Origin of the sequence: Brunnivagina elsteri CCALA 953, assembly GCF_002289455.1 — a bacterium.
Taxonomy (GTDB): domain Bacteria; phylum Cyanobacteriota; class Cyanobacteriia; order Cyanobacteriales; family Nostocaceae; genus Brunnivagina; species Brunnivagina elsteri.
The window spans coordinates 1-13194 of sequence record NZ_NTFS01000178.1 but is presented as its reverse complement, the minus strand read 5'-3'; the positions used below and the strand labels follow the sequence as shown (position 1 = coordinate 13194).

Annotated in this window: 10 protein-coding genes; 3 read left to right on the top strand and 7 right to left on the bottom strand. The window is 40.9% G+C overall.

Annotated features, from left to right (window positions below; genetic code table 11):
- Positions 1 to 8: 8 nt before the first annotated feature.
- Together CK510_RS16160 and CK510_RS16155 are read right to left on the bottom strand one after the other, a co-directional pair.
- Complete coding sequence (locus CK510_RS16160) at positions 9 to 1079, bottom strand: HEAT repeat domain-containing protein (protein WP_245912176.1); 1071 nt, start codon at positions 1077 to 1079, stop codon at positions 9 to 11.
- Between the two features lie 230 nt (positions 1080 to 1309).
- Entirely contained in the window at positions 1310 to 1789 is a 480-nt protein-coding gene (locus CK510_RS16155) for a hypothetical protein (protein ID WP_095722680.1), read from the bottom strand.
- A gap of 438 nt (positions 1790 to 2227) precedes the next feature.
- On the opposite strand from CK510_RS16155, the gene CK510_RS32800 reads away from it, so the two are divergent.
- A complete protein-coding gene (locus tag CK510_RS32800) occupies positions 2228 to 2386 on the top strand; it encodes a hypothetical protein (RefSeq protein ID WP_211293206.1) in 159 nt (52 codons plus the stop codon).
- A gap of 41 nt (positions 2387 to 2427) precedes the next feature.
- Here the strand turns inward: CK510_RS32800 and mfd are convergent, their stop codons facing one another.
- From mfd to CK510_RS16140, 3 genes are all read right to left on the bottom strand, one after another.
- Positions 2428 to 6084, bottom strand: a complete 3657-nt coding sequence (gene mfd / locus CK510_RS16150; RefSeq protein WP_095722679.1) for a transcription-repair coupling factor — start codon at positions 6082 to 6084, stop codon at positions 2428 to 2430.
- Positions 6085 to 6216: 132 nt separating this feature from the next.
- Positions 6217 to 6780 (bottom strand): Uma2 family endonuclease, encoded by a 564-nt coding sequence (locus CK510_RS16145; RefSeq protein ID WP_095722678.1) that lies wholly within the window; start codon positions 6778 to 6780, stop codon positions 6217 to 6219.
- 207 nt (positions 6781 to 6987) lie between these two features.
- A complete protein-coding gene (locus CK510_RS16140; RefSeq protein WP_095722677.1) occupies positions 6988 to 8457 on the bottom strand; it encodes a low temperature requirement protein A in 1470 nt (489 codons plus the stop codon).
- Between the two features lie 510 nt (positions 8458 to 8967).
- Between CK510_RS16140 and CK510_RS16135 the strand changes: the two genes are divergently transcribed.
- Complete coding sequence (locus CK510_RS16135) at positions 8968 to 10299, top strand: hemolysin family protein (protein WP_095722676.1); 1332 nt, start codon at positions 8968 to 8970, stop codon at positions 10297 to 10299.
- 96 nt (positions 10300 to 10395) lie between these two features.
- Here CK510_RS16135 and CK510_RS16130 read toward each other — a convergent pair whose 3' ends face one another.
- Entirely contained in the window at positions 10396 to 11148 is a 753-nt protein-coding gene (locus tag CK510_RS16130) for an HAD family hydrolase (protein WP_095722675.1), read from the bottom strand.
- Positions 11149 to 11333: 185 nt separating this feature from the next.
- On the opposite strand from CK510_RS16130, the gene CK510_RS16125 reads away from it, so the two are divergent.
- Positions 11334 to 12173, top strand: coding sequence for a hypothetical protein (locus CK510_RS16125; protein ID WP_095722674.1), 840 nt, complete (start codon positions 11334 to 11336; stop codon positions 12171 to 12173).
- Positions 12174 to 12259: 86 nt separating this feature from the next.
- On the opposite strand, the gene CK510_RS16120 is transcribed toward CK510_RS16125, so the two are convergent.
- Positions 12260 to 12997 (bottom strand): DevA family ABC transporter ATP-binding protein, encoded by a 738-nt coding sequence (locus CK510_RS16120; RefSeq protein WP_095722673.1) that lies wholly within the window; start codon positions 12995 to 12997, stop codon positions 12260 to 12262.
- Positions 12998 to 13194 lie beyond the last annotated feature (197 nt).

Sequence of the window (13194 nt, the reverse complement as noted above, 5' to 3'; positions counted from 1 at the left end):
ACCAAAATTCATCTTTGCTTTCTCCGACTCTTACTACGCAGATTAGCCTCCTCTTGAGATATCAAATGGGTTCTATAAGGTTTCAGCGCATTATTAATTTGCAATAACCATAAAGGCTTGATTTGCAATAATATTAACCATAATGCAGGTAGTAAAGTTACATAACAGAAAAGTCCTAAAAGTAACTTATGTTTAAAAATCCATTCCACTGCCACATCAAATAACCGCGTTTCCTTCTCAGCTTTTAACGCTTCCAGAGGACGACGGATGCGAGCAGTATCCAATTCGGTAAAATTCTCTTTGTCTGAGTCGAGAATTTGAATCACCTGCTCAAAATCAGCGATTACCTTCTTCAACTTCGCACTGGGCAAATTATCTACAATGTCCTGATAACCGCCAATAATGCCACCCAAACCCTTGACTACTGAATACCGCACATAATATTCGCTGTCATCCAACAAGGGAATTAAAACCTGTACCGCAGAACTTGCTTCAGTTGCCATTGCACCCAAAGCCAAAGCCGCATTTTTACGAACACGGGGATTTTTATCCTTCAAAGCATTAATCAAAGAAGGAACAGCAACCTTTGCCTCCGTACCAATTCTTCGCAAAGCCGAAGCCGCATAAATACGAACATACTCTTCCTTATCCTGCAAAGCTGCCATCAAAGACGGAACCGCAGATTTTGCCGGGATGCCAATTTCACTCAAAGCTAGTACCGCATACATCCGTACCTGGGCATCTTCATCCTGCAATGCTTCCGTCAGCACACCAACCGCAGTACTGGCTTCCGCACCCATATCACCTAAAACCCAAGCTGCACGCCATCGGATGTTACAATCGGGATTCTTGAGATTTTCTATTAGTGTTGGGACAGCCGAAGAACCAATGCTGACAAGTGCGTCATGTGCTTCCAAACGGACACGAGCATTTTTGTCGATGAGTTTTTCGACTATGGGGGTGATTTTTGCATCAGCAGGAATTTGTGCCCAGCTATTTCCAGTAAATATCAGGAATAGCATCAGGCACAGTACAGCTAGTTTGGAGAAATTGCGAGCGATCGCATCGGTGGTTTTCACTCCCGTTTATGGCTCCGTCAGGTAACTATACTTATTTTACCTTGAGAAAAACTACCCCAACCTCTGTACAGCAGTGAAAATATTTGAAGCGTATATTTTGCTTGTGGAATTTAGATATTTTTGTAGTTTAGATAATTACTTTATTCCGACATCATTTGTTGGGTTCCGCACTCGCTGACACCTAAGCTAAACTTGAATTACTGGCTGGAAGTTGTGAGTTGATTTGAAATTTACTTTTTCAAGAAATCTTTACAGCCCTTTTCAAGAAGCCAATAAATCAGGGCACAATTCAAAATTTTAGCTACGACCAGCCAAGTAAGAAGTGCAATGGCAAATGAAGGACTTATCTCCGGATTTATCTCCGGATTTATCGAAAGATTTGTCATAACAGATGCCAAAAGCTTTTCTAATAAAATTTCTTTATTCCATCCTACTATTGCTCCCAATAAAAGAAACTGTCCAAATAAATAGTAAATGCAAGCTAATAGCTTAAAATTATGGGACATCTCCTTTTTATATAGAAAGGCATAACGTCTTCCGAAAAAATATATGGTGAAAATTGTAATTAATATGGAATATATTTGAGGAGTTTTTGTAGCCTCAAGTAAGATATCCAAAACAAGAAAAATCGAAAATATCGTAATCGCCAAATTATGAGGCTTTTTGAAAGTCAAATTTGAGATAAAAATTTTAGAAATTAAGTTGGACATAAAACACTTAAAATTATGAAATCAAGTCACCCGTACAACGAATAAGCGGGAGCGATCGCAATTATCAAAGAGTAGCTTTTTAATTTCTAGCACTATACCAAATCATTGCCTACCGAAAAACTACTGTATTCAATCACATGAGAGCAACGGCGTTTACGTAGTAGAATCGCATCGATTTGTAGGTTGGGTGCAGGCGCATGAGTATATTTGTAGTGATACGATAAATCTATATTTGCGCCGAAACCCAACATTTAAATATTGTGGTTTTATCAAATTTATCCAAGTAGAGTAATTTTTTTAAGTATATATTTTACTTGTTGGATTTAGATATTTTTGTGGTTTAAATAATTAGGTTTTCCCGACATCATGTGTTGGATTACGATCGCACTTTACATGTATACTTAGGGTCTGCTGAAAAAGGCTACAAAGCGAATCTAGATGCTACACAGCTTGAATAATGGTGGTTTTGGAGGTCAAATCCAAAATTCACCCCGCGATTTTCCGCCAAAATGCATGGATTTTGAGCCTTTAAATCCCATAACCTTGCACTTGTTTGCCTTAAAAATGGTTAAAACTCATATTTGGCAAAGGTTATAGCTTTATTCAGCAAGCCCTACTTAGCCAGCGCGATCGCAATATTAGATTGCTGCAACTTCGGGAACTGCATCTTGCATTTTGGTAAATGCATCGATCAGGGTTTGCAACTGTACGTCAGCTTTCATGGCTCCTAAACCCCGCACGGTGACTTTACCAAGGGAATAATGAAATTTACCTCGCATACTATCTGATAGGTTTGCTGCTAGGAGGTTCCATGCTGGTTCTTCCATTGGTGTTTCTAAGACGATGTGCTGTTTGGCTTCGGGTTTAATCCGACTAAAACCTAAGTTCTTAGCAAGTTGTTTCAGTTCCATTACCCGCAATAGTTGATTTGCTGGTACTGGTAATTTACCGTATCTGTCACTCCATTCTGCGGCTATTTGCGTGAGTTCATACTTAGATTTAACTGACGCTACGTATCTATATGCACTCATCTTTTGGTCGGCATCAGGAATATAATCAGCAGGAATAAATGCCGTCAGTTTCAAGTCAATTTGCGTGTCTTCAACCTTGGGTATTTCTTGTCCACGGATTTCGCGAATGGCTTCGTCGAGCATTTGCATGTATAAATCAAAACCAATTACGTCCATTTGTCCCGATTGTTCGGCTCCGAGTAAGTTTCCGACTCCGCGAATTTCCATGTCGCGCATTGATAATTGATACCCGGAACCTAATTGGGTAAATTCCTGAATCGCTCGCAGTCTCTGCCTTGCAGCTTCTGATAGTACCCGTTGTTGGGGGTAAAATAACCATGCATGTGCCTGAATTCCCGCACGTCCAACTCTTCCCCGTAATTGGTACAACTGGGCTAAACCAAAGCGGTGCGCGTCTTCGATTAAGATGGTGTTGACGCGGGGAATATCCAAACCCGATTCGATGATGGTTGTACAAACCAGAATATCAGCTTCGCCATTACTGAAGGTGAGCATTGTGGATTCTAGTTCGCTTTCATCCATTTGCCCATGCGCGATCGCAATTCTTGCCCCCCCTGCTAGTTCTCGCAGTTGAGTGGCTGTTTCTTCAATGCCTTCAACCCTGGGAACTACGTAGAATATTTGTCCATTTCGGTCTAATTCTTGACGGATTGCGGCACGTACTGATTCAATGGTTCGTGGTGCGAGGTGGGTTTTAATGGGACGACGGGATGGTGGTGGTGTGGTAATCAAGCTCATTTCGCGGATTCCCGAAAGTGACATATATAATGTCCGGGGAATTGGTGTTGCGGAAAGTGTGAGTACGTCAACTTGGGTTTTTAGGCTTTTAATTTTCTCTTTTTGATTGACTCCAAATCTTTGTTCTTCGTCTACCACCAATAGTCCCAAGTCTTTAATGCTGATTTCTTTGCTCAAAAGTTGGTGGGTTCCCACGACGATATCTAATTCCCCGGTAGCGAGACGTTTGATGATTTCCCGTCGTTCGGAAGGACTGCGGAAGCGGTTTAATAAACCTACATTAATGGGGTAGGGTGAAAATCTCGCTTGGAGGGTGTGGTAATGTTGCTGTGTTAAAATGGTGGTAGGTGCGAGGAGAGCAACTTGTTTCCCGGCGGTGACAGCTTTAAAAATAGCACGAATTGCGACTTCAGTTTTACCAAAACCCACATCCCCACATACCAATCGATCCATTGGGCGATCGCTCTCCATATCCCGCTTCACATCTTGGGTTGCTTTGAGTTGATCGGGAGTGGGTTGATAGGGGAAGGAATCTTCCATTTCTTCCTGCCAAGGCATATCAACGGGATAAGAAAAACCCTGTTGTTGCGATCGCGCTGCATATAGTTTTAATAAGTCTACTGCCAGCTTTTTGATGGCTTTGCGAACTTTGTTCTTGGTATTTTCCCAAGCTTTACCCGTCATTTTATTCAATTCGGGGGCTTTATTGGTGGTTGTCCGCAAACGAGATAATGAACCAACTTGATCGGCAGCGACGCGCAATAAACCATCGGCATATTGAACTACTATATAATCACGGGTTTCGTCGCTAATCATTAAGCTTTCGAGTTTTTGGAATTTACCCACACCATGATTACGGTGAACGACATAATCTCCTGGTCGTAATTTATTTAGATCGACTTGTTTGGAAGTTGATTGACGACGCTTTCTGACATAACTGGGAGTAGCGAGGGAATGCTGACCAAAAAATTCCCGATCGGTGATAATAATCATTCGGTATGTCGGTAAGACAAAACCTTCAAGCTCCGCAAGTCCGGAATATTTCAGTGCTACGGGGGTATGATTAATTTGTAATTTTTCAATTGCTTGGAAATCGTTGGGGTTGGGGATAAATTGGGCTGGACAATCGTGTTCCTGGAGTAGGGATACAGAACGACTTGGTTGTGCCGAAATAATCCACACAGAAAAATTGCGATCGCGTTCCCCTCGTAATACTTCCGCAATTTTAGCAAACTGGTGTGGTGTGACAGCGACTCGACGACTGGCAAGGTTTAAACCCGATATATTTCCCGCTTCCGTAATAATAGTTTCCGCAAGTTCCGAAAGATAGATTAATTTAAATTCCGAAGCAGCAATTAAACATTCGCCAAATTCCCGATGAACTTTAGGAAGAACACTGTAGAGACGACCCGATGGGTCGTCTTCTATATGGGATATATTGGTACGGTTAGAAATTTGCGAATCAATAATATTCTCCGTATTGCCCTCATTTTCAATGCCCAATCCCCACTTTTCCTCAGCATGTTCAACCCAGCGATCGCTATGAGCATGACATTGTTCGGGTTCATCGATGGCAATAAAAGTATTTTTAGGTAAATAATCTAACAGCGAAGAGGGTTTATTGTACGCAAAACCGAGAAATCTGCGACTTCCTTCGAGTTGGATGGAATTTTCGGGATTGAATTGTAACTGTTTTTTAGATTCAGCACTTAATTCCTGCCATTCCCGACTATTCTGCAAATCTTGGCGAATAATTACACCAAAACTAGTGGGAGTTAGCACCAATTCTTGAACCTTATCCAGTGCGGAACGCTGTGTCGCGGGGTCAAATTCACGAATTTGTTCAATTTCATCCCCGAACCACTCCAAACGCACAGGTAGCTCAGAAGAAACCGGAAAAATATCAACAATATCACCGCGACGACTCCATTGCCCCTCAGTTTCCACCAAAGCAACGCGATCGTACCCTAACTTTGTGACGCGATCGGCAAATTCATCTAAATCACATTCCATTCCCTTCTTGATGGTGAGACAAAAAGGTTTAAAAGCTTCTATTGGGGGTAAATGGGGTTGTAATGCTCCGACAGTGGCAACGATCGCAATTTGGGAAGCAGAAGTAGGGGAAGAGGAAGAATTATTAGTCTTATTTTCCCCATCCCCATTGCCCAATCCCCCTTGCCCATGATTAATTTTGACCAAATCCGCCAAAACCTGCATTTGTCCCCAAGTCATCTCGGTTTCCTGGTCAAATACTTCGTAAGGAGAAGCTTCGGAAGTTGGATAAAAAAGCACATCCTTCCAGCCCATTGCTTCAAGTTGTGCAGTCCAACGTCCAGCTTCCTCCAAAGTCGCACAAACCACACACAAATTTTGCCCCTGAGATTTTGCCAAAGCCGAGGAAACTAAACCTTTTGGTAGACGGGCAATACCATTTAAATATATATCTTGTTGTTTATTTAACTTAGTAAGTAGTTCGTTCGTCAGTGGGGAGCGTCCCAAAGCACGCACGATGGAAGAAAAAGCCATATTTTTTCGATATTCCAGTGCAAGTCATTTTACGGCACTGGCGGTCTTAATAGTGCCTACTCAAACTATTTTAGAAGCCCTAATCCCATCTTGAGTTTTAATTAGGCGAATTAATCTACCGAAAAGGAAATGTTAGTCTAATAGCCAAGCAAACAAATCCTTAACTGTAAGCTGTAAATCGCTTGCAAACGCTGGTACAGGAAGAAGTGCATCTGGTTCATCAAACACTTCCATTTCTTGTTTGGAACGATAAACAAACACAGTTTTCTCATCTGGATCGATCAACCAACCCATTTGAGTACCATGCTTGAGACAATGAAGGATATTTTTTGTGACTTTTGTTTGACTTTGGTCAGGAGATAGTATCTCAATTGTCCAATCTGGTGCGATCGCAAATGTGTTGGCAATTTCCCCATTCTCATCACGGGGAATGCGACTCCAAACGAACACTGAAATATCAGGTATGGTTGAGCGATCGCCAAAGGTGCAACGTAACTCAGGAAAGGCACGAGCAATGCGTTTAGGCTTGACAACAAAATTTATCGCAGGTACAAGTTCTCCTTGAACTGAACTATGTTTCCCTTGTGGCATTGGTTTATAAATTATTTGACCATCAATATACTCACTGGCAGGTTTTGTTTCTGGTTGTTGTAGAAACTCCTCCAGCGTCATTGTTTTAGATGGTGTTCGTACCATTTAGAGATTACCTCCAACATCGCCAAATCAACACCAAATTCTATTTTAGATCGAAGGTTAAACTTAAGGGACTTCCAGAAAATAAAATCTTCTTTCTCATATACTTACCAACACTATCACGCGAAGGGTGGGGAGACCCCACCCCTACAATTGTGGAGAATTTATTTTTTGGTGTTCCCTAATGCGATCGCATATCCTACATTTTCATCACCGATAGTCCTTTCTATCATCACGTCGATCATCTCTTCTATCATCACGCCGATAGTCCTTTCTATCATCCCGTCGATCATCCCTTCTGTCATCACGCCGATCGTCCTTCCTATCATCGCGCTTATCGTTAGAACTAGAACTAGAACTACTACGTTTTTCTTCCTTTTTATCGCCAGAATCCTTTTTATCGCTGGAACTTGAACTTGAATTTGAACTTGAATTTGAACTTGAATTTGAATTTGAATTGGAACTATTAGATTTATTGTCTTTTTTATCTTTAGAACCAGATTCTCCCGAATCAAATTCAATATCGGTCATCAGTACCCGCACCAAAAACATACCAGTCAAGCAAAAAAGATACAGAGGTACAACAACTCGTGCGGCAAGAATACCACATCCAGCGACAACGCCAGCAGTCACAAAATATGAAGCAGCATCATTAGAAGATTTTTTCTGCGCCAATATGGGTATAGATGCCCAGATAACGCCTAATGCTAACATGCTGCTTGCCACTGCGAGCGCTAATAACCAACCAGTTGTGTAGTCAATAAAATCGCCGGAAAATGTATTAATTGCGTATCGAAAACCAATAGCAATTACTGGTATGGATGCATGTAGAAGTAAATGGCTGTATGTCCATTGCCAAAATGCGGGATTAGCGGTAGAAACCTTAGTCTTACTAGGATCGATAAACCGCGAAGATTCGTAATAATCCCACCAAATTCCAAATATAAGTATTAAACCAAAACTTGCCGCGATCGCAGATTCAATTACAGATAATCTACTTAGGGAAATTGTGCGAATTATGGTAGCTACCGTTGTACCCAAGACAATTATTGTAAATACTCCAAACCGCTCCCGTAACTGGGCAAAATTCGCGGGGAATTTGACGTTATCCTTCTCCTTACTCGCAAATACAGGTGTCAAAAGCTCAACCGAAAGTGCAATCCCCCAGATTACATATCGCGATGGAGCGGGAATTGCGATCGCAACTAGCCACATAATCAAGGCAATGCCATATCCTTGAGTCAGCCGACCTGTTAACTCCTTTGCCTCAGGAATAGTCTGTCCAGCACGGATATACTGAAAAAACGTCCCAGCTCTCGTTGATACATAAGTTGCGATAAATGTCGCATCTGCATTATCAAACGTGTCGGGAATTGCGATCGCCATCATCGCGATACCAAATATCCCCGATAAAGTTATTAACCTCTGGATAATATCACCGACATCAAACCGCGCCATAAACAAGTTATGGTCGCACCATGCCCACCAAATCGGGACAAATAAAAGAGCATAACGTCCCAATTCGTCAATGTCATATTCTCTCGACAATTGGGCAGACAACTGCAAAATAGCAGCCATAAAAATCAAGTCATAGAATATTCCCAGCCAGTTGCTGTGGCGTTCCTGGGAGTCATCGCGCAGACGTAGCTTCTGGGAAAGTTGGCGTTTGAAGCGGCGCATGGGGGGATATGGGGAATAGCGATAGTTATTTCTAAATCTATGGGATACCCTCAAATGTAGTTGTTATTCTAGTCAAATTTGCAGTTAGATTATTTGTTATTCTCTAACATTTGAGATAGTAAGGAGTCTAAATTCTACACACAAGTTGTCGAATTACCCACAATAAAACTACCCTACCCTAACCCTCCCCTTGGAAAGGGGAGGGAACTGAATTTCTACTTTCCCCCAATCCATCGGGGGTATCAGGGGAAATCAGATTTTTATGTACACCCTAGTTATTAAGGGTAGGGAACTAGAATTTTTATTTTCCCCCCTTGTAAAGGGGGGTTAGGGGGGATAATTCCGGGATATCGAGAGAAATCAGACTTAATAAGTACATACACCGTAGAGATGGAAAATGTCCAATAAAGATAGTTTGATATATTTTGGGTGTTGTATTACACGACCTTAGATAATGGATACTAGAAATTTAAAGTTAAGGTGAGTCTGCCGTCATCGGCAATTTTTATAATGTCCCCAACAGTCGAAATTCTAATTATTCTTCTATTAATCTTCGCCAACGGTTTGTTTGTGATGTCGGAATTGGCGATCGTCTCCGCACGAAAATTCCGCTTGCAACAACTTGCCGAACGAGGTGATACTAAAGCGCGAGTCGCTTTAATTTTAGCTTCCTCTCCGAATCAGTTTTTTGGTACCGTCCAAATTGGTATTACCCTGCTAACTATTCTCTCTGGTGCTTTTGGTGAAGAAGCAATTGCTAGACGAATTGCCCCTCTTTTCGGGATTACGATCGCACCTCCAGAGCCAGAATCTTATCAGAGACAATTAGCTAAGGGATTCGCTATTGTTATTATTACTTTTTTAACCCTTGTACTTGGTGAGCTTGTACCCAAGCGGTTAGCGCTAAATCATCCCGAACCAATTGCTTCGGTGATGGCAATTCCAATGCAGATGTTGTCGAGAATTACAACACCTATTGTTTACCTTCTAAGTATTTCCACAGAGGCAATTTTACGGCTATTGGGCATTCGACCATCGACTGAACCTTTTGTTACAGAAGAAGAAATTCGGGGTTTAATCGAGCAAGGGACGGAGGAAGGAACCTTTGAAGAAGCTGAACAGGATATGGTTGAGCGGGTTTTTAGGTTAGGCGATCGCCCCGTGAGTGCCCTAATGAGTCCCCGTCCTGATATTGTTTGGTTAGAGTTAGAAGATACCGCAGAAGAAAACCGACATAAAATTATTGAAAGTGGTTATTCTCGATACCCCGTATGTCAAGGTGGACTCGATAATGTTCTGGGGGTTTTGCCAGTCACTGACTTGTTAGCGAGGAGTTTTACTGGTCAGCCAATGGATTTAACTATCGGCTTGCGTCAGCCTGTGTTTGTGCCAGAAAGTACACGTGGTTTGAAAGTTTTGGAAATGTTCAAACAAACAGTGACGCATATGGCATTAGTCGTTGATGAGTATGGAGTGATTCAAGGATTGGTAACGCTTAACGATATTTTAATTGAAATTGTTGGCGATGTTCCCACAGATGAAGGACAAGAAGACCCGCAAGTGGTACGACGTGAAGACGGTTCTTACTTGTTAGATGGGATGTTAGCAGTTGATGAATTCATGGAATTATTTGAGATTGAGGAATTGCGATCGCAGGATCGAGGCAGCTATCAAACTCTAGGTGGTTTTGTAATTACCCATTTGGGACGTATCCCCACTGCTGCTGACCATTTTGAATGGCATGGAATGCGTTTTGAGGTGATGGATATGGATGGGAATCGCGTTGATAAGGTTTTAGTTGTACCAAAGGGACACAAAATCAGTGAGGTAATAGAAGGGTAAATAACCCCGGTGGGGTTTGCTACCTTGCTTACGTCCTAATCACGCTAATTACATTGTAACTATTAGACGACCCACCGGGTCGTCTCTACTTTTTCGTCAATCCAAATTTCCTGTTTTTATCATCTTTGCTAATTCGCAAAATCCTTCCCCTTCTGCTGCATTGGTAATATAAGCGGGTTTCTGCTGTAACCTATCGACATACTCCCGCACATTGGCAACACCTACCGATAAAGGGAAATAACGCGGATCGAATAAACTTTCATCATTGGGACTGTCACCAACGGTTACAACTTCGTTAGATGAGTATTCGGGGAAATATTCTTGCAACACTTTCAATAATGCGATCGCTTTATCTTGTCTTTGGGGTTTGATGTGACATTGGATGGTGCTGTAGGTAAAACCCCAACCCATATTTTCACAAAGATGAGCAATTATTTGCAATTCGCTAGTACTTAGTTCAGCGACATCAAAAGTCCAATCAGTAATCCGAAAAATATTATCGTTAGATTCTTGAATTTGGGGAAATTTTGCTTTTAACTCGGCAAAAGTTGTTGCTAACTGCTGACGATGCTTGATTAAATCAGGAATTGGGCTGATGAATATTCCCGTTTCCCCAGCAGATGGATAATACATACCACCATTTTCTGCGATCGCGCCAACAATCGGTAAGTAATGCGCTAATCCACTTACCCACCCTGCACTACGACCAGTAACTATTAATACCTTAATCCCTGCATTGTTCAAATCATCAAAAGTCTGTAAGAGCTTGCTAGTAAATTTACCAGCAGTAGTCAGAGTCCCATCCATATCCGTAGCAATGAGACGAATTTCACCTATTGAATCGAACATAAAAAATGAAAAGGGTTCTCTATTGAGTTAAATACAGTTTGTAACCGAGAATATCGTAGGGGCAAACGGTTGTTTGCCCGAATTTATTGATTATTGACCCGAAAAACTGATAATAATACGGAAAAATAATCCTGTAAATTTGGGCATCCTAAAAAAGAGAGGTAAAATTCTTATGCGTACCAATTATGTCAACTTCAATTTATATTGCCCAATCTCCAGGGGCAAAATCTAAAAAGACTATTCAACCATCTCAGCTTAAACAAACACAAGAAGTAGCACCAACAAGCGACTCGCAAGCCATTTCGGTTTGGATGGGTACATCGGCAGTATTAGGATTACTGCTGCTTGTATTGGTTGTCTATGCTAAAATCCAGTCCAATAAATTGCATAAGAAAATTAGATTCGAGAATTTTCGTGGTAGGGAACTTGAGAAAAAACTAAAGCTCGCTTTAGAAACAATTCGCAAAATGGAAACGAATCCCGATTTAATCAACTCACGGGAATTTAACTTAGATTACCTGCGAATGCGGATGGATGAAGAGGTTTTTCATTTTGCCATTGTAAATCAGACCAAAATTAAGGTAAAAGATAAAATCACTCAAGCTTTACGTCCAACTCAGGTTAGTACTGGGGTTGTGGGAATTTCTAATAATTCTGGAAGACAAATTGATGAGATTTTTGACGTTGAACATGAAACTGGTTCTCCACCAAACGTCAGCAAACGGGTATTATTCCGCATTCAAATTCGTTTAATGAAATTACCTACGCAAGCAACTTCTGCTACAATCAGCCAAATTATTGATTGTATTGAAACTTACCTCAGTCCTGTGGAAGACAATGATACTTGGCAACCAACTATCCAAGGTCGAATTGTCTCTATGCATTGGGATCAAAAAGCTAAACCCACACCTTTATTGGTACTCGAACAATCAAATGAAGGTGTAAATGTTACTTTCCGTACTAGTCGTCAAGGTACTTCTACACCGAATCCACCACCAGAGACAAAGCCCAGGTCTATCAGATAAGACATATCCCCTCCCCGACATATCCCCGACTTTAAAAGTCGGGGATATGAAAAGTCGCGGATATTTTTGTTTGTGATGATTTTTACTTAATTCGTGTGGGTTTTGAATCCAGACTCACGACTCAAAACGATATTTTGAGAATCCCGTGCTAAAACACCATCTTCCATATTGATAATGCGATCGGCAATATCTAAAATCCGGTTATCGTGGGTTACTAGTAAAATTGAAGTTCCTTTTTCCCTTGCTAATCGTTGCATAAGTTCCACCACATCACGTCCAGATTGTCTATCTAGAGCAGCAGTCGGTTCATCTGCGAGTATCATTGCTGGATTATTAACCAAAGCACGTGCGATCGCAACCCTTTGTTTCTGCCCTCCAGATAAATTATCGGGGAAATAATTTACCCTCGATCCCAAACCAACCGATTTTAAAATACCTTCCGAACGTGCGATCGCATCAACTTGGGATATGCGATCGTTTAGTTCTACTGCCATTTGCACATTCTGTCTTGCTGTCAAAAATCCAAGCAAATTATGTGCTTGGAAAATAAAACCAATATTGCGTCTAATATTTACCAATCTTTTCTGATTAGCTCGGTACAACTCCTCACCCAAAAATTTCAAACTACCTTCCTGCACTGAGCGCAAACCACCAATTAAACTTAGCAAAGTAGTTTTTCCAGAACCAGATGGTCCTGTCATAATTACAATTTCTCCTGGATAAATATCAAAATTAATATCAAATAATATCTGTTTTTTTAATGCACCTTTACCATAGTAATGATTAAGATGTTTGATTGAAATTACAGCTTCTTTTTTAGGCATAATTTTTAGTGATTAATGGTTAATTTAGTGGTTCTCATTTGAGTTAAATACAGTTTGTATTTAAGAATACTGTAGGGATAAACTCTTACCTAGATTTTTATTACATCTCGACGAAAATCGTTATAGTTAGTATTAATGGAAATTTAGATTGAGAAATTGGGATTAAAAATGATGTATTAGATAAAATATAATTAGTA